This is a genomic window from Microbacterium sp. MMO-56, assembly GCF_037146215.1.
Classification (GTDB): Bacteria; Actinomycetota; Actinomycetes; order Actinomycetales; family Microbacteriaceae; genus Microbacterium.
In genome coordinates, this window is record NZ_JBBCVW010000003.1 from 1 (window position 1) to 23,593 (window position 23,593).

23 protein-coding genes and 1 pseudogene are annotated in these 23,593 nt (G+C 72.1%); 15 read left to right on the forward strand and 9 right to left on the reverse strand.

Annotated features, from left to right (window positions below):
* Positions 1-297 precede the first annotated feature (297 nt).
* The 7 genes from WFI00_RS03280 to WFI00_RS03310 all read right to left on the reverse strand — a co-directional run bounded on the left by WFI00_RS03280 (position 298) and on the right by WFI00_RS03310 (position 7,572).
* On the reverse strand, positions 298-942 hold the full coding sequence (locus WFI00_RS03280) for a winged helix-turn-helix transcriptional regulator (protein WP_336630557.1): 645 nt from the start codon (positions 940-942) through the stop codon (positions 298-300).
* A gap of 7 nt (positions 943-949) precedes the next feature.
* The gene (locus WFI00_RS03285; RefSeq protein ID WP_442928289.1) at positions 950-1,447 is read right to left on the reverse strand and encodes a VOC family protein; all 498 of its coding nucleotides are present in this window, start codon (positions 1,445-1,447) and stop codon (positions 950-952) included.
* A gap of 238 nt (positions 1,448-1,685) precedes the next feature.
* Positions 1,686-2,603 (reverse strand): NADP-dependent oxidoreductase, encoded by a 918-nt coding sequence (locus WFI00_RS03290; RefSeq protein WP_336630558.1) that lies wholly within the window; start codon positions 2,601-2,603, stop codon positions 1,686-1,688.
* 93 nt (positions 2,604-2,696) lie between these two features.
* A complete protein-coding gene (gene purU / locus WFI00_RS03295) occupies positions 2,697-3,578 on the reverse strand; it encodes a formyltetrahydrofolate deformylase (protein ID WP_336630559.1) in 882 nt (293 codons plus the stop codon).
* Positions 3,579-3,634: 56 nt separating this feature from the next.
* On the reverse strand, positions 3,635-4,300 hold the full coding sequence (locus WFI00_RS03300) for a GntR family transcriptional regulator (protein ID WP_336630560.1): 666 nt from the start codon (positions 4,298-4,300) through the stop codon (positions 3,635-3,637).
* Positions 4,301-4,525: 225 nt separating this feature from the next.
* Positions 4,526-6,109, reverse strand: a complete 1,584-nt coding sequence (locus WFI00_RS03305; protein WP_336630561.1) for an amidohydrolase — start codon at positions 6,107-6,109, stop codon at positions 4,526-4,528.
* Complete coding sequence (locus WFI00_RS03310) at positions 6,106-7,572, reverse strand: APC family permease (protein WP_336630562.1); 1,467 nt, start codon at positions 7,570-7,572, stop codon at positions 6,106-6,108. Before WFI00_RS03310 ends, WFI00_RS03305 begins: the two co-directional genes overlap by 4 nt.
* A 124-nt stretch (positions 7,573-7,696) precedes the next feature.
* Here WFI00_RS03310 and WFI00_RS03315 point away from each other — a divergent pair, with 124 nt between their 5' ends.
* Positions 7,697-8,299: a TetR/AcrR family transcriptional regulator C-terminal domain-containing protein gene (locus WFI00_RS03315; protein ID WP_336630563.1), complete on the forward strand. Its 603-nt coding sequence runs from the start codon at positions 7,697-7,699 to the stop codon at positions 8,297-8,299.
* A gap of 12 nt (positions 8,300-8,311) precedes the next feature.
* Here WFI00_RS03315 and WFI00_RS03320 read toward each other — a convergent pair whose 3' ends face one another.
* Positions 8,312-9,493, reverse strand: coding sequence for a cobalamin-independent methionine synthase II family protein (locus tag WFI00_RS03320; protein WP_336630564.1), 1,182 nt, complete (start codon positions 9,491-9,493; stop codon positions 8,312-8,314).
* A gap of 345 nt (positions 9,494-9,838) precedes the next feature.
* Between WFI00_RS03320 and WFI00_RS03325 the strand changes: the two genes are divergently transcribed.
* The 13 genes and pseudogenes from WFI00_RS03325 to menC all read left to right on the forward strand — a co-directional run.
* Positions 9,839-10,714 carry a MurR/RpiR family transcriptional regulator gene (locus WFI00_RS03325; RefSeq protein WP_336630565.1) on the forward strand — a complete coding sequence of 292 codons (876 nt, stop codon included), beginning with the start codon at positions 9,839-9,841 and terminating at the stop codon, positions 10,712-10,714.
* A gap of 139 nt (positions 10,715-10,853) precedes the next feature.
* Positions 10,854-12,002: an ABC transporter ATP-binding protein gene (locus tag WFI00_RS03330; RefSeq protein WP_336630566.1), complete on the forward strand. Its 1,149-nt coding sequence runs from the start codon at positions 10,854-10,856 to the stop codon at positions 12,000-12,002.
* A gap of 86 nt (positions 12,003-12,088) precedes the next feature.
* Positions 12,089-13,438 (forward strand): extracellular solute-binding protein, encoded by a 1,350-nt coding sequence (locus WFI00_RS03335; protein ID WP_336630567.1) that lies wholly within the window; start codon positions 12,089-12,091, stop codon positions 13,436-13,438.
* Positions 13,435-14,235, forward strand: a complete 801-nt coding sequence (locus tag WFI00_RS03340; RefSeq protein ID WP_336630568.1) for a tyrosine-protein phosphatase — start codon at positions 13,435-13,437, stop codon at positions 14,233-14,235. Before WFI00_RS03335 ends, WFI00_RS03340 begins: the two co-directional genes overlap by 4 nt.
* Positions 14,232-15,146, forward strand: coding sequence for a phosphodiesterase (locus WFI00_RS03345; protein WP_336630569.1), 915 nt, complete (start codon positions 14,232-14,234; stop codon positions 15,144-15,146). Before WFI00_RS03340 ends, WFI00_RS03345 begins: the two co-directional genes overlap by 4 nt.
* Positions 15,147-15,154: 8 nt before the next feature.
* Positions 15,155-16,105, forward strand: a complete 951-nt coding sequence (locus WFI00_RS03350; protein ID WP_336630570.1) for a carbohydrate ABC transporter permease — start codon at positions 15,155-15,157, stop codon at positions 16,103-16,105.
* Between the two features lie 8 nt (positions 16,106-16,113).
* Complete coding sequence (locus tag WFI00_RS03355; RefSeq protein WP_336630571.1) at positions 16,114-17,040, forward strand: carbohydrate ABC transporter permease; 927 nt, start codon at positions 16,114-16,116, stop codon at positions 17,038-17,040.
* Between the two features lie 65 nt (positions 17,041-17,105).
* Entirely contained in the window at positions 17,106-17,819 is a 714-nt protein-coding gene (locus tag WFI00_RS03360; RefSeq protein WP_336630572.1) for a GNAT family N-acetyltransferase, read from the forward strand.
* Positions 17,820-18,003: 184 nt separating this feature from the next.
* Positions 18,004-18,690, forward strand: a complete 687-nt coding sequence (locus WFI00_RS03365) for a cyclase family protein (RefSeq protein WP_336630573.1) — start codon at positions 18,004-18,006, stop codon at positions 18,688-18,690.
* Complete coding sequence (locus WFI00_RS03370; RefSeq protein ID WP_336630574.1) at positions 18,687-19,082, forward strand: hypothetical protein; 396 nt, start codon at positions 18,687-18,689, stop codon at positions 19,080-19,082. The genes WFI00_RS03365 and WFI00_RS03370 overlap by 4 nt, the downstream gene beginning before the upstream one ends.
* Positions 19,083-19,198: 116 nt before the next feature.
* Complete coding sequence (locus WFI00_RS03375; RefSeq protein WP_336630575.1) at positions 19,199-19,651, forward strand: MarR family winged helix-turn-helix transcriptional regulator; 453 nt, start codon at positions 19,199-19,201, stop codon at positions 19,649-19,651.
* Between the two features lie 47 nt (positions 19,652-19,698).
* Entirely contained in the window at positions 19,699-20,121 is a 423-nt protein-coding gene (locus tag WFI00_RS03380) for an organic hydroperoxide resistance protein (protein WP_336630576.1), read from the forward strand.
* A gap of 211 nt (positions 20,122-20,332) precedes the next feature.
* Positions 20,333-21,454, forward strand: a pseudogene (gene menC, locus WFI00_RS03385) (o-succinylbenzoate synthase); the annotation flags it as partial.
* Between the two features lie 198 nt (positions 21,455-21,652).
* On the opposite strand, the gene WFI00_RS03390 reads toward menC, so the two are convergent.
* Positions 21,653-23,014, reverse strand: coding sequence for an SPFH domain-containing protein (locus WFI00_RS03390; protein ID WP_442928293.1), 1,362 nt, complete (start codon positions 23,012-23,014; stop codon positions 21,653-21,655).
* A 237-nt stretch (positions 23,015-23,251) separates the two neighbouring features.
* Between WFI00_RS03390 and WFI00_RS03395 the strand changes: the two genes are divergently transcribed.
* Complete coding sequence (locus WFI00_RS03395) at positions 23,252-23,572, forward strand: DUF4870 domain-containing protein (protein WP_336630832.1); 321 nt, start codon at positions 23,252-23,254, stop codon at positions 23,570-23,572.
* Positions 23,573-23,593 lie beyond the last annotated feature (21 nt).

Below are 23,593 nucleotides of genomic sequence, written 5' to 3' on the forward strand. Positions count from 1 at the left end.
GGGGGTGCGTGGTGCGCCGGGCTGGGGCGTCCGCCCTCCCGCATCCGCCGAGTGTCCAGGACGCGCCGCCGGACGGGGTTGTCGCGCCGCGCGTCGTGGACACTCGCCGGGGTGAGGCGGTCCCGTGGAGGTGTGGTGCCCCGGGGGTGCGTGGTGCGCCGGGCTGGGGCGTCCGCCCTCCCGCATCCGCCGAGTGTCCAGGACGCGCCGCCGGACGGGGTTGTCGCGCCGCGCGTCGTGGACACTCGCCGGGAGGGTTGGCTGAGCCGGGGCCGACCGACCGCCTGCGGTGCGACGTCAGGCGGCGAGGTGGAAGGTCTGCGCGAACCTGCCGAGCAGCTGCGGCGGACCGCGCAGCACGCGGACCTCGCCCGTCTCGATCGCCCGCCCGGCGGTGATCTCGCCGGAGATCAGATGCCGGATCCCGGGGCCCGCCGAGAAAGCCAGATCGGCGGTGTCGGATGCCCCGGGGGCGATCCGCAGGGCCGCGCCGTCGACCCGCACCGCCAGGTCGACAGAGCCGAGGCGAGCTGCGTAGGCCGTCGCGGGAAGTCGCGCTGCGGCATCCGCCCGGAACGCGGATCGCAGCGCGATCGTCATCGCATCCGCCGTCAGCACCTGCTCGTCGCGCGGGTCGTCGAGCGCCTTGAAACCCCACGCGCTGAGCGCCAGCACGACGGGCTCGAGCTCACGGCCGTACGGCGTCAGCTCGTAGATGATGATCCGCGAACGCGGCGCGCGGCGGATGATCCCCGCGCCCTGCAGCTCTTTGAGGCGGGCCGACAGGATGTTGCTGGGGATCCGCGGCAACCCCGCGGCGAGCTCGCCGTACCGTCGCGGCCCGACGAGCAGGTCGCGCACGATGAGCAGAGCCCACCGCTCGCCGATGAGTTCGAGCGCCCGCGTGACCCCGCAGTACTGCCCGTAGTCCCGGCCCGCCACGGATGCCTCAGTCGCCCTGCTCGGCGGGCGCGCCGTCCTCGCTGCCCTCCATGTACGCGGCGGGGCCCTGCTCGGCGGCGATGGGATCCATCCAGCCGAAGTCGATGATGTTCCCGTCGGGATCGTTGACGTTCCGCTGGTACATGAAGCCGTAGTCGGACGGCGGCTGCGCCTCGGTGCCGCCCGCGGCCAGGCCGCGCTCGACCGCGGCATCCACGTCCGCGCGGCTGTCGAGGAAGATCGATGTGCCGCTCGTCGGGTTCTTCGCCGGATCGCCCAGCGGCAGGTCGGTGAAGGTCTGATAGAACTCGCGCGTGACGATCATGGCGTAGCTGTGATCCTTCTCGATCACGACGCACGCGGCGTTGTGGTCGGTGAACGCCGGGTTGATCTCGAACCCGAGCGCCTCCCAGAACGCCTTCGAGCGGTCGAGGTCGGTCACGGGCATGTTGATGAACAGCGTGGGCATGGATGCCTCCGGTCTCGTCGTGTCCGAAGTGGACATCGCCCACACTTGCAAAAAGCAAGTGCGCCGTCAAGGCCCCCGCCCATCGCCTCGCCCCTCCTCGCCCCGCTCCGTCCTCTCGCCCCCCTTCCCCACGTGGCCGAGTGTCCAGGACGCGCGGGGCGTTAGGCCGGGGCGACCGCGTGTCGTGGACACTCGGCGGAAGCGCGTGAGCGCGCGGGGCGCCACGCGCGCGGGGCGCGGGCGCGGGGCGCGGGCGGGGGGCGGAAGCGCGGGGTCAGGAGAGGATGACGACCTTGCCGGGCGGGTGCGGGGCGTCCAGGGCGCGGAAGGCGTCGACGACGGCGTCCAGCGGGAACGTCGACGCGATCGGGAGCACGAGTTGTCCGTCGGCGAGATCGGCGGCCAGGGCGGCGAGGTTCGCGGCGGTGCGCGCCGCGTGCTCGACCGGCCGGGCCCCCAGCTGCGCGAGGACGTCGTCGGATGCTGCGATCCCGACCATGCGGTCCGGCGCGACACCCAGGGCGAGGCCCGCGTCGAGAGCGTCCCGCCCGTGGCAGTCGAAGACGGCGGTGACCGCCCCGACCGCGGCGACGCGCGTGGAGAGGTCGTCCCCGTGGACCACCGGGTCGACGCCGAGGGAGCGCAGGAGGGAGTGGCCCCGCTCCGACGCCGTCCCGATCACCCGGGCCCCCGCCCGCCGTGCCAACTGCGCGGCGATGAGTCCGACGGCGCCGGTCGCCCCGCCCATGAGCACGACGTCGCCCTCGCCGACCGGCACCGTGGTCAGCACCGACACCGCGGTCAACCCCGCCGTGTGCAGGCTCCCTGCGACCTCGACGGGCAGCTCCGTCGGGCGGCGCGTGAGGGCGGATGCCGCGGCGATCGCACGCTCGGCGATCGCGCCCGGCGCGCGGCCCAGCACCTCGTCGCCGACGCGGATGGGCGTGCCGTCCCAGAACAGCGCACCCTCGCCGACCGCCTCGACCGTGCCGGCGAGGTCGCCGCCGATGCGCCGCGGGAACGACGCCGACGAGGGGATCAGGCCGCTGCGCACCTTCGCGTCGTACGGATTCAGGCCCGCGGCGGCCACGCGCACCGCCACCTTGCCCGGGGCGGGATCGGCGGCGGGCACCTCGGCGAGGTACAGGACCTCGGGTCCGCCGGGGGAGTCGTACCTCGCCGCGCGGCTCATCGTCCGCCCCGCTCGGCCGGCATCCGCCCGTACCTCGCCGCGCGGCTCATCGTCCGCCCCGCGTCCGCCCGGTCCGTGACATACGCCGCTCCGTCAGAACACGATCGTGTGGTTGCCGTGGCGGATGACGCGGTCCTGCGCGTGCCACAGCACGGCGCGCGAGAGCACCTGGCGCTCCACGTCCGCGCCGCGGCGGGCGAGCTCCGCCGAGGACTCGGCATGGGTGACCCGCACGGTGTCCTGCTCGATGATCGGTCCCTCGTCGAGGTCGCCGGTCACGTAGTGCGAGGTCGCGCCGATGAGCTTGACACCGCGCTCCTTGGCCTTCTTGTACGGTTCGGCGCCGATGAAGGCGGGCAGGAACGAGTGGTGGATGTTGATCACGGGCACGCCGAGCCGCTCGAGGAACTCGGGGGAGAGGATCTGCATGTACCGCGCGAGGACGACGAAATCGACGTTCCCGACCAGGAGCTTCAGGATCTCCTCCTCCGAAGCCGACTTGTCGGGACCCGCGACCGACGGCACGTGGAAGAAGGGCACGCCGAAGCTGCGCACGTCCTCCGCCGTGGCGGTGTGGTTCGAGATCACCATCGGGATCGTGACGGGCAGGTCGCCGCGGCGGTGCCTCCACAGCAGGTCGAGCAGGCAGTGGTCCTGCTTCGAGGCGAGCACGGCCATGCGCTTGGGGACGGACTGGTCGGTCAGCGACCACTCCAGCTCGAAGTCGTCGAGCGTGCGGGCGATCTCGGCCTCGATCGCGGGGCGGTCGGCGGCGAATTCGGGCCGGTGGAACACGACGCGCTGGAAGTAGGCGCCCCCGCGGTGGTCGTCGGAGAACTGGTCGAAGGCGACGATGTTGCCGTCGATGCGCGTGATCATCGCCGAGACCGCGGCGACGATTCCGGGCTTGTCGCTGCCGTGCACGATGAGGCAGGCGTGGTCGGCGGGGAGGTGGGGATCGTGCACGGGAGCCATGGATCGATTCTGCCGGATCGCGGCGGAGACCGGCGCCGCCTCGCGCTCCGGGGTGCTCACCCGATGCCGTGCTGCAGTCGGATGACCCGCTCGATCTCCTCGGCGTCCCGCGCCACGATGGCCGCGCGCATGTCTGCGCACGCGGCGTGCTCGTCCTCCGGTGCGCAGAGCGGTCGCAGCCGCATCCGTCCGAGCGATCGCGTCAGCGCGATCTCGACGTCGGCCATGAGCGCATGGTGCGCTCGGTTGCCGGAGTTGCGCGACAGGTAGCTGAACAGCCGGTGCCGTGCCTGCGAGGCCGCGCTCGGATCGGGCAGCGCCGCGGCCACGGCGTCCACGAGCTCGAGCGCGTGCGCGAGCTCGTCCTCGGTGAGCCGCACGACCGCCATCCGCGCCGCCGCGCCCGCCATGAGTCCGGCCAGCTCGCGATGCTGGCGGATGAGCTCCGGGGTGACGACGGTGACGCGGGTGAAGCGGCTCGGCTCGATCTCCACCAGGCCGATGCGCTCCAGGCGCATGAGCGCCTCGCGCACCGGCGTCCGCGACACGTTGAGGCGGTCGGCGAGTTCGTGGTCGCGCACCATCGTGCCGTCGGCGAGCTCGCCGCTGAGGATCTCGTCCGCGATGCGGCGGAACACGTCGTCCGCGAGCAGCCGTCGTTGCGTGCGGATGTCCCCCGGTCGCCCTCGCCCCATCTGACCCTCCCCCGCAAGGTACGTCATTCTAGGCACGTCGACGCGACGAGGGTGCGGGGCATCCCGGGCGGTCGAGCGCGGATCCCGACCGCCCGGAGGAAGACGCCCCAGGTGGACGGACACCGGCACGCCCCCCGACGGCGCGGTGTCCCCGGCCGCCGACGGTGTCGGACGGCCGGGCCTGTCTCCCCTTCGATTGTTGCCCGAGGGGCCCGTCGCCTGCACCGATATATCGGCATGAAACGCGCGACGTCAGTCGAGCAGGTGGCGCACCCGCCCGTCGACCACGGTCGCGCGCACCTCGAGCCCCGCGAGCTCGTCGGGCGCGACGGACGCCGGATCGGCGCTCAGCACCGTCAGATCGGCGCGCATCCCGACGGCCACCCGGCCTTCGTCGGCGGAGCATCCGGCGGCCGCGGCCGCTCCCGTTGTGTACCCCGCCAGCGCCTGGCGCGCGGTCAGGGCCTCGCGGGGCACGACCGGTGGCGCGCCCGCGTGGCTGCGGGTCTGCGCGTCGGCGAGGACCTCCCGCGGGTCGAAGGGTGCGATCGGCCAGTCCGAGCCGAGCGCCAGCGTCACGCCGCGGTCGGCGAGGGATCGGGTCCGCCAGCCCTGCGCCGCGCGCGCGGGGCCCACCCGCTCGCTCCAGTTGTCGCGTCCGTCGGCGCGGACGAACCGCGTGCAGTGGGTGGGCTGCATGCTGGCCACGGCGCCGCTGCGGGCCACCGCATCGACGATGTCGTCGTCCGTGAGCTCGAGGTGCTCGATGCGGTGCCGAGAACCGGGGTGGGCGGCGCGGGCGGCGGCGATCGAGTCGGCGGCGTGCCGGACGGCCGCGTCGCCGATCGCGTGGGTGGCGGTGGGGACACCGGCCGCGGCGAAGCGGGCGATCGCGGCGGCGTAGCGCTCCGCGGACGGCCACGTGCTCCGGACCGACCGGCCGTGGCCGTCGGGGCGGGTGAGCCACGCCGTCCCGTTGTCGATCGTGCCGTCCAGGAAGAGCTTCACCCCGTGGCGTCGCCACAGTCGTCCGCCGGATCCGGTCGCGGCGATGAGGGTCTCCCAGTCCTCGGGCGTCGACGAGGGGTCGACCCACGGATGGATGCGGAGTCGGAGCGGAAGCCGATCCTCGTCCTCCACCGCCTCGTACAGGCGCGTCGGGTCGCCCTCGAAGTCCATCACGTGGGCGCCCGTCAGGCCGGCCGCGGCCATCCGGTCGAACGCGTCGGCGAGGCGGGCGGCGACCGCTGACGGCGGCTCCTCGGGGATGAGTCGCTCGACGAGTTCGATCGCCTCGTGCTCGTGCAGCATGCCGGTGGGGATGCCCGCGGCATCCGCCTCGACGTGCGCACCCGACGCGAAGTCGCGCGGTCCGCACACGCCCGCCCTCGCGAGCGCGGCGGAGCTCGCGAGCGCCGAGTGCGCGTCGAACATGCGCAGGAGCATCGGTGCGTCGCCCACCGCGTCGGCGAACGCTGCGGCCGTCAGGGGCGCCCCCGCCCCCACCTCGTGCGAGAGGCCCCAGCCCAGCAGCCACCCGTCGGGTGTGCGGCGGCGCGCCGCGGCGAGGACGTCGCGCAGAGCGTCGAGCGTGCGCACGTCCCGCAGATCCATGCCGCGTGCCACGCGTGCCCCGAGCACGGGGTGGGCGTGGGCGTCGACCAATCCGGGGAGCACGACGCCCTCTCGCCGGACGAGCCGCGTCCGCGGCCCGATCCAGTCGCGCGCGTCCGAGCGATCGCCCGTCGCGACGATGCGTCCGTCCGAGATCGCCAGGGCCTCGCCCGGGATGCCGTGGAGGGCGTCGGCGATCACGACGAGCTCTGCCGTGCTCACTGCTCCGCGCCCCCGATCCCGGCGTAGGCCGCCGGCCGACGGCGGCGCAGCACTTCGGCGACGATGAGGCCGAAGACGAAGGCCGCCGGGATGACGCCGACGATCACGGCGTTCGTGGGAGCATCCGCGCCGGTGAGCACGTCGATGTTCACGACGATCAGCACGAGGAACACCAGCATCAGCACGCCGCCGACGACGCCGGCCGGGAGGGCGTACCACGGGCGGTCGGCGCGGGTCCGGCGGGCGAAGAAGACCACGACCGACGCCGCCGCGAGGATCTGCAGGACGACGACGCCGACGACCCCCGGAGTGTTCACCCAGATGAGCAGCTGGCGGTACGGGTCGGCGCCGGCGAGGGCGAAGCCGCCGACGACGAGCGCGGCGAGCGCGGTCTGCACGAGCCCCGCGACCCACGGGGTGCCGTTGTGCGCGCGGGTGCGGCCGAGCGCCGGAGGCAGGACGCCGTCGCGGGCGAGCGCGTACGTGTAGCGGTTGATCGAGTTGTGGAAGGCGAGCAGGGCCGCGAACACGCTCGTGACGATCAGCAGCAGGAAGACGGTCGTCGCCGCCTCGCCCAGCCTGTTGCCGGCGGTGGCGAACAGGAACGATTCGACACCGTTCTCGCCGATGAACGCCTGCACCGCGGTCTCGCCGTACGCCTGCACGAGCAGCCAGGTCAGGACGAAGTAGAAGAGCGTCATGGCGGCGACGGCCACGTAGGTGGCGCGCGGGATCGTGCGGGTGGGGGTGCGTGCCTCGGAACGGTAGAGGACGGTCGACTCGAAGCCGATGAACGCGGCGAAGGCGAGGCCGAGGACGACCGCGAACTGCGGCGTGACGATGTTGGCGGGAGCGAACGCCCCGGTGCCGAATCCCTCGGGGCCCCCGCCCGTGACGAGGATCGCGATGCCGAGCGCGGCGAGGGCGAGAGTCTCGGCCACGAGCAGGACGCCGAGGACCCTCGCGCCGATGTCGATGCCGGTGAAGCCCATCGCCCAGACGCCGACGACGGCGACGCCGGCGAGCACGGGCCAGGGGACGTCGATGCCGACGAGGGCGGAGATCATCGCGCGGGCGTTGACCGCGAACAGGCCGTAGATGCCGATCTGCATCGCGTTGTAGGACACGAGGGCGAGGATGCCGGCACCGAGGCCCATGTGCTTGCCGAGTGACGCCGCGATGTACGTGTAGAAGCCGCCCGTGCGGTCGACCCTGTTGGTCATCGCCATGAACCCGACCGCGAAGACCGCGAGCGCGATCCCGACCGCGAGGTAGGCGGTGGGGGCGGCGGGTCCGGCGATCAGGATCGCGAGCGGCACGGTGCCGGCGATGACGGTGAGCGGTGCCGCCGCCGACACCACGAGGAAGGTGATCCCCCGCGCGCCGAGGGAGTTCTGCTTGAGGGTGCCGATCGCACCGGACTGCTCCGCGGATGCGGAGGGGGTGGGCGTCGCCGTTGACATGTGTCCTCCAGGGTGGTGTGCGCCGGCGGATGCGCCGGGTTTATCTAACGGTGTTAGGCAGTATGTCGGGCGAAAGAGTCGCCGACAAGTACGCTGTGTAACTGTCTTGTTTCGGGAGGTGCACGTGGGGCGACCGGTGGTGGCGCGGCTCTCGATCGAGCGGATCGTCGACGAGGCGCTCGCCCTGATCGACAGCGGCGATGCGTTCTCGATGCGCGCGCTCGGCAAGAGGCTCGACGTCGCCGCCCCGTCGCTCTACTACCACGTCAGCGGTCTCGACCGTCTGATCGACCTCATCCGCGACCGCATGGTGGAGGAGTTCCCGCCGCCGCCCGCCGACGAGTCCCGCCCGTGGCGCGAGGAGATCGAGGCGATCCTGCGCGCGATGCGCGCCGGCTACGCCGCCCACCCGCGGCTGGTCACCCTCCTCGTCGGTACGCCGATCACCTCGGCGTCCGTCCTCGCGGTCTACGAGCGGATGGCGGGCGCCCTCCGCCGCGCCGGGTTCCCGCCCGCCACCGTGTCGGTCTACCTCGAGACCCTCGACAGCTTCGCGCTCGGGATCGCGCTCGAGCGGGGCGCCCCCGCGGAGGTCTGGCGCACGACCGACGGCGCGCTCGCCGAGGCGAGCCGAGCGTGGCCGGACGCCGAGGAGCGCCTGGACGCCGCGTTCGACGTGGGCATCCAGGCGCTCCTCGGCGCGATCGAGCGGGCTGCGCGGGGCTGAGGCCGTCCTCGGTCAGGCGCGCCGCGCGCCGTCGCCGAGGGCGCCGAGCTTCGCCCACGCGATGTCGGGGTGGATGCGTCCGCCCAGACCGCAGTCGGTCGACGCGATCACCCGATCGGCGCCGACGATGTCGGTGAAGCGGCGGATGCGCTGCGCGACGAGCTCCGGGTGCTCCACCACGTTGGTGGCGTGGCTGACCACGCCCGGCACGAGCACCAGGTCGTCGGGCACCGCGGCATCCGCCCACGCGCCGAACTCGTGCTCGTGGCGGACGTTGCCCGCCTCGAAGGAGATCGCGCCCACGTTCGCCTGCAGGATGACCGGCAGGATGTCCTTCAGCTCGATGTCGGTCGTGTGCGGGCCGTGCCAGGATCCCCAGCACAGGTGCAGGCGCACCTGCTCCTTCGGCAGCCCGGCGATCGCGTGGTTGATCGCGTCGACGCGGATCCGCGTGAACGCCTGATAGTCGGCGATGGAGGGCTCGGGGTTGATCTGATCGAAGTTCTCGGCGAGCGAGGGGTCGTCGAGCTGCACGATGAGGCCCGCCTCGACGATGGCGCGGTACTCCTCCCGCAGCGCGTCCGCCCAGGCGAAGATGTGCTCCTCGTCGCTCGCGTAGTACTCGTTGCGCACGCGCGCGGCCGACCCCGGCGCGATCGCCGTCAGGAAGCCCTGCTCGCCGTCCCGGAGCGCAGCGGTGAGATTGCGGATGTCGGAGGCCACGGCGTCCTGACCCCGGTAGGAGAGGGGAGCGGTCGTCGTCGGGAACGCGGTGGCGGTGCGTCCGGTCTCGACCGCCTCGGCGTACACGGCGGGGAACAGCTGCCGGTCGCGACGATCGAGGAAGCTGGTCAGCCGGACGTCGCCGGGCTCGGAGCGGACGGGCGGCTCGGTGAACGCGTTCACCTCGGTGAGCTCGAGCCCGTTCACGCGCTGGAACGAGTACGACCACCACGCGCCGTAGTCGACCGCGTTCGACATGGCCTTGCCGAACTCGCCGTCGCCGACGAGCGTGATGCCGGCGGCCCGCTGCCGCTCGACGACGTCCGCGACGGCCTGCGCGGTCAACGCGTCGAACTCGGGCGTGGACTGCAGCGTGAAGCCGTCCGCCGCGAGGGTGCGCGCCTTGTTGGCGTCGATGAGCGCGGCGGTGCGGGGCAGACTGCCCGAGGTGGTGGTGGGGACGGCGGACATGGCGGGCCTCCGGATCGGGATCGGTGTCCGGACGGGAGTGTCCGGGAATCGGGGCTCTCGCCGCGGCGACGACGCACGCGACTCAAGGCGGAGGCTTCCGGTTCACGAGCCTCCTTCAGCGTAGAGGCCGAGGGCGTGCCGCCGCGTCCGTATGACGTTCCGGGTCGGCGCCGACGGGGGCGGTCGCGACTGATCCGCGGCCGTGCTCGCATGAAAGTGTCGTGCATGGCATGCTCCTCGCGTGACCGAATCGTTCATCCACCGTTCTCCGCGGCGGACCGTCTGCGGCCTAGAGTGGGCCGACCGGCGCGGGACCGACCGCCGCGACCGGGGGGAGGAAGACCGGTGACAGCGCACTCCGCCGATCCGCCGCTGGGCGGGGCGATCGACCACATCCTGTCGTTGCTGCCCGCTCTGACTCCCGCCGCGCAGCGCGCGGCACGGATCTGCGTGGAGCGTCCGGCCGACGTCGTCGAGATGTCGGGGGCCGATCTCGCCGACGCGGCCGGGACCTCGGCGGCGGCCGTGAGTCGGATGAGCCAGGCGCTCGGGTTCCGCAGCTTCCAGCACCTCAGGCTGACCCTCGTCCGCGACCTCGGCGCCCTGGCTCCGGAGGACGGCGACGAGGGTGAGGATGCGATGTCGCGCCTGCGAGCGTACGCGGAGCGCTCCGCGCGCATGTTGCAGACCTCGCTCGCCTCGATCGACGTCGACGAGCTCGCCGCAGCGGCGGAGGCGATCGCCGGCGCGCCGCGTCTCCTGCTCGCGGCGACCGGTGCCTCGCAGCCGTCGGCGCAGGCGGCCGCGGTCGCCTTCACCGTCAACGGGCGCGCGTGCGAGGCGCCGAGCGACACCGTCCTGCAGCAGCTCACGGCGAGTGTGCTGCGTCCGGGAGACGTCTGCCTCGCCGTCAGCGCCAGCGGCGCGAACACCAACACCGTCGCCGTCGCACACGCGGCGGCCCAAGCGGGCGCGACCGTCGTCGCGATCACCGGGTTCGCGCGGTCGCCGTTGGCGGTCGCCGCCCATCGCCTGATCGTCGCCGGGGCCCGCTCCACCTCGTGGGAGCACACGGCGATGGCCTCCGGCATGGTGCAGCTCCTGGTCCTCTCCGCCCTGCAGCGTGCCGTCGCCGAGCGCATGTCGGACGCCGCCGCCCGCGCCCGCACGGCCGTTCAGCAGGAGGTGCTGGGCATCGTCGCCGACGACGTCGAGCCGTGAGGCGCTCCGCGAGAGTTCGCCCCCGGAGCGGACACCGTTGAGCGCTCGTTTCATTGCAATTCACTTTCACTGATCACACTCGCTTTGCAAGCAGATTGCGGAGAGGGTCTCCCACGGATCGCTTGCGAGAGGCGAGTCCATGGGAAGCATCCAGTTGAGCGGCATCGGCCGCTCCTTCATGAAGACCGTCGCCGTCGAGGGCATCGACCTCACGATCGCCGACGGTGAGTTCGTCGTCCTGCTGGGCCCGTCGGGGTGTGGGAAGACGACCCTGCTGCGGATGATCGCGGGACTGCTCGAACCGACGGAAGGTCGCATCCTGCTCGACGGCGAGGACATCACCGAGCGGCCCTCGAAGAAGCGCGATCTGGCCATGGTGTTCCAGAGCTATGCGCTGTACCCGCACCTGAGCGTGCGGAAGAACCTCGCGTTCCCGCTGAAGGTGCAGCGCCTCGCAAAGGACGAGCTCGCCCGCCGCGTGGACGAGGTCGCCGAGGCGCTCGAGATCGCCCACCTGCTGGATCGCAAGCCGCGAGAGCTCTCCGGCGGTCAGCGTCAGCGTGTCGCCGTCGGGCGGGCCCTCGTACGCCAGCCGCGTGCGTTCCTGATGGACGAGCCGCTGTCGAACCTCGACGCGAAGCTGCGCACGCACACCCGCCAGGAGCTCACGGAGCTGCACCGGCGACTGCGGGCGACCTTCGTCTACGTCACCCACGACCAGGTCGAGGCGATGACGATGGCGACGCGGATCGTCGTTCTGAACCAGGGTCGCATCGAGCAGTTCGGCACGCCCGAGGACGTGTACGACCGCCCGGAGACCGTCTTCGTCGCGGGTTTCCTCGGCAGTCCGGCGATGAACCTGCTGGACGCACGCGTCGTCGGTGCCGCCGGCGTGGTGGGCGTCACCGCCGACGGCGTTGCGGGCGACCTGTGGGACGGCGAGACCGGCGCCCTCGACGTCGTCCTGGGGGTGCGTCCCGAGCACCTCCAGATCTCCGCGGGGATCGACGGCCGACGCGGAGTCGTTCTCACCGGCGTCGTCCAGGTGGTCGAGAACCTCGGCGCCGAGCAGGTGGTCACCTGCGTCCTCCCGTCGGGCGTCCGCGTCCACGTGCGCGCCGACCGCGGTGTGCGCGCGACGGCGGGCGATGCCGTGCGGCTGCACGCCGCCCCGGAGCGCGTGCATCTCTTCGAGCGCTCCTCCGGCCGACGGCTGGAGTGGGTGCCGGACGACGCAGCGACCGGCTCCGCGGCGCCCGCCCCCGATGCGCTGCCCGCGCTGGCGTGACGCCGCCCCCACGCTCCCCCCGATCCCGATCCCGACTCTCTTCCCGATCCCACCCCGCACCCCTTCCGCACCCCTTTGGAGAACACGTGAACACCACTCTGCGAGGCGCATCCGTCGCCGCGCTCGCCGTCGCCGGGCTCGTCCTGGCCGGTTGCTCGACCGCCGCCGCGGGAGCCCCCGCCTCGACGGGGTCGCTGCAGCCGCTCGCCGACGATCAGAACGTCCAGATCGTCTTCGAGTCGTACAACCTGGCCAACGTCGGCACCTGGGCCGACACCATCAACGGGCTTCTCGACGAGTTCCGTGCCGCCCACCCGAACATCACCGTCGTCGCCCAGCCGAGCGATACCGCGGCGGGCACCGCGGCGAGCGTGCAGAAGCAGCTGCTCGCCGGCGCCGCACCCGACGTCGCGCAGCTGACCTTCAACGAGCTCGACTTCGCGGCGACCCAGCTGGGCGCCCAGAACCTCACCTCGCTCGTCGGGGAACAGGGGCTCTCCGACCAGTTCGGCGGCGAGTACCCGTACCACCCGCGTGCGGCGACGCTCGCCGACTGGAACGGCTCGACCTACGGCGTCCCGTACGTCTTCTCCACGCCGGTCATGTGGCTCGACGAGGCGGCGTTCACCGCCGCCGGACTCGACCCCGCCACCGTCGACCTGTCGACGTGGGATGCGGTCTCCGACGCGGCGGAGAAGATCACCGCGGCCACCGGGGCGCCCTCGTTGAGCGTCTCGTGCGTCGTCACCGGTGGAAGCTGGTGCATGCAGGGGCTCTTCCGCTCCCACGGGGCGCAGGTGCTCAGCGATGATCGCTCCACGATCGAGTTCGGCTCGGACGATGCGGTCGCGACGGTGCAGACCTTCCGCGACATGTACGACCGGGGCATCCTGAGCAACGACAACGCGACCTCGCAGTACGAGGCGTTCGCCCAGGGCAAGACGGCGATCCACATCAACACCTCCGCTCTGCAGGGCGCCTTCATGAAGGGTGCGCAGGCGGGCGGGTGGACGCTCTCGGCACGCACGCTCCCGGCGTTCGCCGGCCACGACGTGGTCCCGACGAACTCGGGTTCCTTCCTCGCGATGTTCTCCACCGATCCCGCCAAGCAGGCCGCCGCGTGGGAGCTCATGCAGTTCATGACGAGCCCGCACGCCTACGAGGTCATCTCCACGAAGATCGGCTACCTGCCGCTGCGTTCCAGCATGACCCAGGGCTCGGGCCCGCTCGCCGCGTGGGTGGCCCAGAACCCGCTCGTGACCCCCAACCTCGAGCAGCTCGACAGCCTGCAGCCGTGGGTGTCGTACCCGGGCAACAGCTACGCCCAGGTCGACCAGGTGCTCGCGACCGCGATCGAACAGTCGGTCTTCTACGGCGCCGATGCGAACACGGCGATGACCGAGGCCGCGACGCGCGCGCAGGGGCTCATCAAGTGAGCTCCTCGACCGTCACCACCGGGGCGGCGTCGTCCGCCCCGGTGCGCCGCCGGGAGCTGACCGGCGTCTACAACCTGCGCGACACCGGCGGGTACCCCGCCGACGGCGGCCTCACCCGGTGGGGCACGCTCTACCGCTCGGATGCCCTCCACCGACTGAACGATGCGGGGCGCGCCGCCCTGGTGGAGCTCGGCGTCAGCCGGATCGTCGACCTCCGCGGCGCGGGGGAGCGCGCCGAGGCACCGAGCGCGATCTCCGGGCTCGGGATCGAGGCGCACCACGTCCCGGTGTTCGACGACGCCGCCCCCGCCGTCGTCGCGCACGCGCCGACGAGCCTCGAGCAGGTCTACGGCCACATGGTGGATGACCGGGGCCCGCAACTGGCCGCCGCGATCCGTCTGATCGCGGACGCCGCGCCCGGGGACGCCGTGCTCGTGCACTGCACCGCGGGCAAGGACCGCACGGGCCTCGTCGTCGCCTTCGCCCTCCTCGCCGCGGGCGTCGACCGCGAGGCGGTCATCGACGACTACGCCGCCACGGCCGCCCACCTCGAGGGGGAGTGGGCCGAGGCCATGCTGGCCGGACTCGCCGATCGGGGGCTCACCCCCACGCCGGAGATCGTCTCGCTCGTCACGGCGAGCCCCGCCGGCCTCCTCGACCGCCTCCTGACGCGCATCGACACCGAGTACGGCACGATCTCGGAGTATCTGCGCGCCCAGGGTCTCACCGAGGACGAGCTCACCCGCCTGCGGGCGGCGCTCGTCGACGACTCCGCACGCGAAAGGAACGTCGCATGATCCCCGACGGCCAGCACGGCCCCGCCGAGCATTTCATCCTGCATCTCTCCGACACCCACTTCGTGGCGACCGGCGATCTGCTGCACGACACGGTCGACTCCGACCGGAATCTCGCCGAGCTGTTCGAGGGCTTCGAACGTTCCGGTGCCCGTCCGGAGGCGATCGTGTTCACCGGCGACCTCGCCGACACCGGCCGCCCGGACGCGTACGAGCGCCTGCGGGCGATCGTCGAGCCGGCCGCCGCCCGGCTCGGCGCCCAGGTGATCTGGGTCATGGGCAACCACGACGAGCGCGTCGCGTTCCGCCGCGGCCTCCTCGACGAGGATGCCGAGCAGTCCGAGCCGGTCGACCGCGTGTTCGACGTCAACGGGCTGCGCATCATCGCGCTCGACTCGACCGTGCCCGGGCACCACCACGGCGAGATCACGGACGCGCAGCTCGACTGGCTCGCGCGCGAGCTGGAGACCCCGGCGCCGCACGGCACGCTGGTCGCGCTGCACCACCCGCCGGTGCCGAGCCCGCTGGGCCTGCTCGCCCTCGTCGAGCTGCGCGACCAGGATCGTCTCGCGGCGGTGGTGGAGGGGACCGACGTCCGGGGCATCCTGGGCGGACACCTGCACTACTCGACGCACTCGACGTTCGCCGGCATCCCCGTCTCCGTCGCTTCGGCCACCTGCTACACGCAGGACCTCACCGTCGTGTACCCGGGAGCGCGCGGCCAGGACGGCGGGCAGTCGTACAACCTCGTGCACGTCTACGGCGACCGCGTGCTCCACTCGATCGTGCCGCTCGGGCAGTTCCCCACGGTGTACGAGATGACGCCCGAGTCGCTGGCGCGCTTCATGGCGATGAGCGCGGACGAGCAGCTCGCCGCCGTGAACGCCTCGGTCGCCGACGCGGTCGAGGCCTAGGGTCCGCCGTGTTCGTCGTCGCCCCCACTGCCGCGGCGGCACCGGCATCCCGGACGGAACCGGCGCCCGCGCGGCGCCGGTTCCGTCCGCAGGCGCTCGTGCCGTACGCCTACTTGGTGCCCGCCGTCGCCTTCCTGATGGTGTGGACCTACAGCCCCCTCGTGCAGACCCTCTCGCTGTCGATGTTCGACTGGAACCTGCTGCCGACGAGCCCCAAGACCTTCGTCGGGGTGGACAACTACGTCGAGGTGCTGCAGCTGCCCGAGCTGCACACGGCGATCGCCAACACGGTGCTCTACATCGCGGCCTTCCTCGTCTTCTCGCTCGTGCTGCCGATCCTCATCGCGATCCTGTCGCGCCAGGTGACGGGGCGGATGCGCACGGTCTACCAGGCGCTCATCTTCGTGCCCTTCCTCATCACCCCCGTCGCCACCAGCGCGGTGTGGCGGTGGCTCTTCGCCGAACAGGGCGTGGTCGCGACGGTGCTGGCCTCGGTGGGCGTGCAGATGCCCAATGTCTTCCGCGACGCCGACCTCGCGATCTGGGCGGTCATCGTCATCGTCGGCTGGCAGATGCTCGGCTTCGGGGTGCTCGTCGTCGCCGCGGGCTTCGCGGGGATCAGTCCCGAGTACGGGCAGGCGGCCTCCCTCGACGGCGCGGGCGCGGCGACCATCCTCCGCCGGATCACGCTGCCGCTGCTCTCGCCGACGATCGTGTTCCTCGCGCTCATGACGATCCTCCTCGCCGCGCAGTGGACCTACCCGATCATCGACCTGTTGACCCAGGGCGGCCCGGCGAACTCCACGACGAACATCTACTACCTGCTCTACCAGTTCGGCTTCCAGAACTTCGACGTCGGCATCTCCGCCGCCGCCGGCGTCGTCTTCTTCCTCGGCTTCGGGATCATCGCGCTGGTGTTCCTCGAACTGCAGGAGCGACTGAGCTTCCACGACAACTGAGGACCGCCATGCCCTTCGTCACCCTGGCCCCCGCATCCGCCGCCGCATCCGCATCCACCGCCGGACCCGCCGGGGGCCGGGCGCCCTCCTCGGCGCCCCGCGCCGGCGAGGATCGCCCCGTCGCCTCGCGCTCCCGCGCCGGCATCGTCGTCGGTCACGTGGTGCTGGTCGCGATCGCGCTGTTCAGCATCTTCCCCGTGTACTGGCTCTTCGCCACCGCGCTCCGCGCGCCCGACAACGCCCTCGATCAGACCCTGCTGCCCTGGCCCCTGAGCTTCGAGAACATCGCCTACGTCTGGCGGACGATCCCGATCGGCGGCATGCTCTGGAACACGTTCTGGATGTCGCTCGTCCTGGCCGGGCTGCAGCTGTTCTTCGCGGTGCTCGCCGCATACGCGTTCGCGATGTGGGAGTTCCGCGGCCGGAAGCTCCTCATGTTCCTGTTCATCGGGTCGTGGCTCGTCCCGTTCCAGGTGACCATGATCCCGAACTACCTGCTCGTCGGGCAGATGGGCCTGCTGGGAACGGTCGGCGGCGTCATCGTGCCGCAGATCGCCGGGGCCTTCGCGGTGCTGCTCATGGTGCAGCACATGTCGTCGTTCCCGCGCGAGCTGATCGAGGCGGCCCACCTCGACGGACGCGGCAGCTGGACGACGCTGTGGACGGTCGTCGTCCCGAACATGAAGCCCGCGCTCGCCGCACTCGGGATCATGGGCTTCATCTCGGCGTGGAACGAGTACCTCTGGCCGTCGCTCATCATGCGTCAGGGCGACGCGCTCATCCAGGTGGGCGTCCGCGGGTTCCTCTCCGCGGAGGGCAACAACTGGGGCGCGACGATGGCCGCGGCCGGCCTCGCCTGCATCCCCGTCCTGCTCATCTACGTCTTCCTGCAGCGCTACGTCGTGGACGCCTTCGTGCGCTCCGGGCTGAAGTGATCCGAGCGCGGGACCTGCGTTCCGGGCAGAGCGCGGCGCCCCACCCCGCGGCGTAGGGTGGCGGCATGTCCGACTCCGTCCTCCCGTCGCCGGCCGGCATCTCCGTCCGGCCGCTCACGACCGTCGAGCAGGCGTTCGAGGCCTCGGCGGTCCTCTCCGAGGTGTGGGGCGGGGACAGCGGGGGCATGCCGCCGAACCTGCTGCGCGCGCTCGCCCACGCCGGGAACTACGCGGTCGGCCTCTACGACGGCGACCGCATGATCGGTGCGTCGGTGGCCTTCTTCGCCGAGCCGGGCGCTCGATCGATGCACTCGCACATCACGGGCATCGTGGACGGCTATCGTGCGCATGGCCTCGGCCGGATGCTGAAGCAGCATCAGCGCGCCTGGGCTCTCGCCCGTGACGTCGGCCACGTCACCTGGACCTTCGATCCGCTCGTCGCGCGCAACGCGCATTTCAACCTGGCGGTGCTGGGCGCGCGGGTCACCGAGTACCTCGTCGACCACTACGGGGCGATGGACGACGGGGTCAACCGCGGCGACGAGACCGACCGGCTGATGACGTCCTGGGCGCTCGCCGCCCCGGCGTCCGCTCCCCGCGAGGCGGACGTGGTCACGAGCGTCGAGGTGCCGGCCGACATCGAGGAGCTGCGCCGCGAGAATCCGGAGGCCGCGCTGGACTGGCGCTACCGCGTCCGCGACGCCATGACCGGCCTGCTTCAAGACGGGTTCGTCGTCGCGGGCTTCGACGACCGCGGGTACCTGTTCGGGCGTGCCTGAGCCCGCCCCCGCCTGCTTCTCGCCCGGTCTGAGCCGGCCCGGCTCCTGACCCCGCCCTGGTCTGCCGTTCACAACTCCGGAAATCCTGCCGCCGCCCGCATGATTCCTGCCGATCCGGCCCCTGCGCGGTGCGGATGTCCGGAGTTGTGAACGCGGCCTCGGCGACGGGACCTACGCTGGCGTCATGCCCACCTCCTCCGCCAGCCGCATCGTCGACCTGAGCCACCCGATCCGGGCCGGGCTCGTGACCTATCCGGGCCTGCCCGCGCCCGAGATCACGCCCTTCCTGACCCGTGAGGACTCGCGGGGGCGATACGCCCCGGGCACGGAGTTCGCGATGGACGTCATCACGATGATCGGCAACACGGGCACGTATCTCGACTCGCCGTTCCATCGCTACGCCGAGGGGCCGGATCTCGCCGGTCTCGACCTCGCGACGCTCGTCGACCTGCCCACCGAGGTGTTCGCCCTCGCCGACGCGTGGTCGCCCGAGAACCGCGGCCTCGGCGCGGAGGCCTTCGCCGGCCGCGACGTGCGCGGCGCCGCGGTGCTGCTGCACACCGGCTGGGACCGCGGCTTCGGCACCGAGGGGTACGGCCACGGCGCGCCCTTCCTGACCCGCGACGGCGCCCAGGCCCTCATCGATGCCGGGGCCGCGCTCGTCGGCATCGACTCCGTCAACATCGACGACACCGAATCGGGCGGAGAGCGGCCGGCCCACAGCCTCCTCCTGGGCGCCGGCGTGCACGTCGTCGAGCACCTCACGCGGTTGGGCGAACTGCCCCCGTCGGGCGCGCGCTTCACCGCGGCGCCGCCCGCCGTCGAGGGCTTCGGCACGTTCCCGGTGCGCGCGTTCGCGATCGTGCCGTGAGCGCGTCCGCAGGGGTCCCGGCGGACTGGACGCCGCACCGCCGCGACGACGGCGAGCTCGTCGGCTGGATCCGGCCCGAGGGCGACGACTGGGTCGCGATCGACGTGCTGGGTCGAGAGGTCGTGGCATCCGCCGACTGGCTGGAGGCCGAGGCGGCGCTCGAGGAGCAGGGTCTCGCCTTCCTCGCCGATCCGTGGATGCTGGAGCGTGCGGGGGAGCCGCCCCTGCGCGTCCGGATGGTCGAGGTGACGCCGGAGCGCATCGTCGTCAAGGTGGAGGACTACGGCGACGTCTCCCACGCGAGCGAACGGATCGTGCTGCCCTGGCCGCTGCCGGATCGCCTGCGGATGCCGCGCGACGGCGATCCGGACGGCTTCGTGATGTTCCGCTGAGAGCCGGCGGACGCCGCGCCCCCGACCTCGTCGCCGACGCCGCCCACCGCGCAGGCGTCGGCGGCGGCATGGAAACATCAATTGTGCACAATTCAATTGTGTGCAATGCTTTACGCATGACATCCGGGCCCTCGATCGACGACTTCGTCTGCTTCGCGATGTACACCGCGTCGCACGCGACCACCCAGGCGTACCGCGAGGTGCTGAAGCCGTGGAAGCTCACCTACCCGCAGTACCTCGCGCTGATCGTGCTCGCCGCGGGGGAGCGGACCGTCGGCGAGCTCGGCGACGAGCTCGGGCTCGACTCGGGCACCCTGTCGCCGCTGCTGCGCCGCCTCGAGGACCGGGGGATCGTCGCCCGCCGCAGGGACACCGCCGACGAGCGGGTCGTCCGGGTACGCCTCACCGAGGCCGGCGCGGTGGTCCACGACGAGGTCGTCGCCGCCGCGGGCTGCCTGGTGCCGGCCTTCGTCGACAGCGGGCGAGGACTGCCCGACCTCCTGGCCCAGCTCGCCGCCATCACCGCCAACATGCGGGCGCTCGCCGCCGACCTGCGCACCGCCGCCTGACGCCGCGCGCCCGTCTCCCCTGAACCCTCCACGAAAGGCAGAACACCATGGACATCGTCTACACCGCCGAAGCGCTCGCCACCGGCGGAGGCCGCAACGGTCATGTCCGCACGAGCGACGGCATCCTCGACACCGACGTCCGCGTCCCCAAGGAGATGGGCGGCACGGGCGGCGCCCCGAATCCCGAGCTCCTCTTCGCCGCCGGCTACGCCGCCTGCTTCCACAGCGCCCTCCAGGCCGTCGCGCGCGCCCAGAAGGTCGCGATCGACGGGTCGAGCGTCGGATCCCGGGTCGGCATCGGCTCCAACGGCCAGGGCGGCTTCGGCCTCGCCGTCGAGCTCGAGGTGAACATCCCCGAGGTCGAGCACGACGTCGCCCAGCAGCTCGCCGACGCGGCGCACCAGGTGTGCCCGTACTCCAACGCGACGCGCGGCAACATCGAGGTCACCGTCACCGTCGTCGACGATTGATCACCGAAACCGCGTCATAGCGCGCGGCATCCGCCGTCTCATGGGTGAACCACACCGGAGAGGACGGATGCCGTGCGCTCATTCATCGCCACCCTCGCGGACGCGGTGCGCCCCCGCGCCCTGCGCCGCGCGACATACATCGACCCGCCCCGCTGGGCTGCGCCGCGGGCGGTCCGCTGACCCCGGGACGACCCGGGCGTAGCCTGACCCCATGCCGATCGACCGACCCGCCTCCGTCGTCCGCCTCGAGGCCGTCGAGCTGCGGGTGCTGCACCTGCCGCTCGTCTCCCCGTTCACGACCTCGTTCGGCACCGAGACGGTGCGCGAGGTGATCGTCGTGCGCGTCCGCACCTCCGACGGCGACGGCTGGGGCGAGATCGTGACCCAGCAGGCGCCGCTGTACTCGAGCGAGTACACGCACGGGGCGTGGGACGTCGCCCGCCGCTTCCTCGTGCCCGCGCTCCTCGACGCGCACGTCCTCGCACCCGAGGGCGTCGCGGGGATCCTCCGACCCGTCGTCGGCCATCGCATGGTCAAGGCGGGGCTCGAACTCGCCGTGCTCGATGCGGCGCTGCGTGCCGAGGAGCGGCCGCTCGGGGAGTATCTGGGCGCACGCGTCGACCGGGTGCCCAGCGGCGTCTCCGTCGGCATCCAGCGCGACCCCGCCGCGCTCGTCGACGCGGTGGGCGGGTACCTCGACCAGGGGTACGTCCGCATCAAGATCAAGATCAAACCCGGGCGGGACATCGGTGACACCGCCGCGGTGCGGGACGCGTTCGGCGCGATCCCGCTGCAGGTCGACGCGAACTCCGCCTACACACTCGACGACGCCGACACTCTCGCCGAGCTCGACCGGTTCGACCTGCTGCTCATCGAACAGCCGCTGCAGGAGGACGACATCGTCGACCACGCGACCCTCGCCGCGCGGCTGCGCACTCCGGTCTGCCTCGACGAGTCGATCGTCTCGGCGAAGGCGGCGGCCGACGCGCTGGCGCTGCGGGCGGCATCCGTCATCAACATCAAGGCCGGGCGCGTGGGCGGCTACCTGGAGGCGGTGCGCGTCCACGACCTGTGCCGGGCCGCGGGCATCCCGGTCTGGTGCGGCGGGATGCTCGAGACCGGCATCGGGCGCGCGGCCAATGCGGCCCTCGCCGCCCTGCCGGGGTTCACCCTGCCGGGCGACGTGTCCGCGTCGGACCGGTTCTACACCCGCGACATCGTCACCGAGCCCATCCAGCTCGAGGACGGCCACGTGCGCGTGCCGACGGCTCCCGGGATCGGGATCGAGATCGATCCGGTCGCCCTCGACGACGCCACCGTGGATCGAGCTGACCCGCTGACCCGCCCGGCGGGCCGCCCCGCCCGGCCGCTGACCCGCCCGGCGGGCCAGCACCCGGCCGGGCGGCGGTTCACAACTCCGGAAGAGCGGCCCCGAAGGGCGCCCCCGGGGCACCAGGGGCCCGGCGCGCGCACCGATTCCGGAGTTGTGAACGCGCGCCCGGCAGAACGCGCGCCGGGCCGCACCCCGGGGTCAGCTCTCGACTGCGGCGTCCTCGGAACGCACGACCGGGGTGTCCGCATCGGCGCGCATCCCCTGCGCGACGCCGCGCCCCGTGGCCTGGCCCTGGATGACCTGACGCAGGTCGATGCCGGTGGCGGCCTCGATCGCGTCGAAGCTCGCGCGCATGCTCGAGGCGGACTCGGCCGCCATGTGGCTCGACGCGCCCTCGCCGCCGAGCACCGTGATCGAGCCGACCTTGTCGAAGCCGCGGGCGAACTCGGTCATCATCGGCACGAGCGCCTCCAGCGCACGCTGCGCGAGCAGCGCCTCCTGGTTCTTGGAGAGGGCCTCGGCCTCCGCCTCGATCGCGGCGGCGCGGGCCTCACCGACGAGGCGCACCGCGTCGGCCTCGGCCTGGGCGCGCAGCCGGGTGGCCTCCGCCTCCTGCGCGGCGATCTGGGCACGCGCCTCGGCCGCCTTGACCTCGCCGTACGCCGTACCGTCGGCCGTGCGCTGACGCTGGTACAGGTCGGCGTCGGCGACCTTCTTGATGTCGGCGTCGAGCTGCGCCTGCTTGTTCTCCGCACCCTGCAGGAGCACCGCCTGCTCGCGCTCGGCGCGGGCCAGCGCCTCCGCCTGGTCGGCCTCGGCGCGCGCGCGTCCGACCTCTGCCGCGGCCGCGGCGGAGTTCTTGTCGAACGCGGTCTGCTCGACGAGGTTCTGCTCGTCGGTGGCGATCTGGCGGGCGCGCACCTCGCGGGCCGCGTTGATGCGGGCGACGTCCGCCTCGCGCCGCACGCGCTCGACCTCGGTCGCGCCCAGCGCGTCGATGTAGCCGTTCTTGTCGGTGATGCCCTGGATCTGGAACGAGTCGAGGATGAGTCCCTGAGCGAGCAGATCGCTCTTGATGCCCTCGGCGATCTGGTCCGACAGCTTCTGGCGGTCCTTCATGAGCTGCTCGACGGTCAGCGTGGCCACGACACCGCGCAGGGCGCCCTCGAGCTGTTCGGTCGTGAACTGCTCGATCGCACCGTCCTGGGAGAGGAACCGCTCCGCGGCGCGCCGCACGAACTCGGGGTCGGAGCCGATCTTCACGAGCGCGACGCCCGACACGTTCACGGTGACGCCGTTGGATGCCTGTGCCGTCGGCTCCATCTTGATCTGCCGGGCGCGCAGCGAGATCATCTCGGCGCGCTGCGTCAGAGGGTTCACGAGCGCGCCGCCGCCGGTGATCACCGAGATGCGCGACGATTCCCCGGATGCGCTCTTCTGGCTCTTGCCGACCACGACGAGCGCCTGGTCGGCCTTGGCGACCTTGTACCACGCGCGCACCATGATGAGGAGGAAGATCAGGAGGACGATGGCGGCGACGACGGTGATGCCGATGACCACCAAGGCTCCTCCGGCGGCGAGAATCTCCACGTGCTGTACCCACTTCCTTATCGATGTCCTTCGACCGTATCGGGTCCTCGCTTCCGGTCGCCTCCCTCGCACGGGGGACATCGCCCACGGATGTCGGGGTAGCCCCCGTGATCGATGCGGGTCCCCGCCCCTAGGCTGTACGGCATGACCACCCCTCCGCCGAACCCCGCCTCCCCGACTCCTCCTGCCTACTCCGCCCCGCAGCCCATGAGCCCGGCGGACGAGAAGATGTGGGCGACCCTCATCCACATCGGCGGCATCTTCTACTTCCTGCCGTCGCTGATCGGGTATCTCGTCCTGAAGGACCGTGGTCCGTTCGTCCGCGCGCACACCGCCGCCGCGCTGAACTTCCAGCTGACGATGCTCCTCGCCTCGCTCGTCGGCAGCGTCCTCCTCGTCATCGGCATCGGTCTGCTCATCCTCCTCGCGGTCTACGTCGTCAACATCGTGTTCTCGATCGTCGCCGCGGTGCGCGCGAACCGGGGCGAGTGGTACACCTATCCCCTCTCGATCCGCTTCGTCAGCTGACGATCCGGAGGCGCCGGCCCG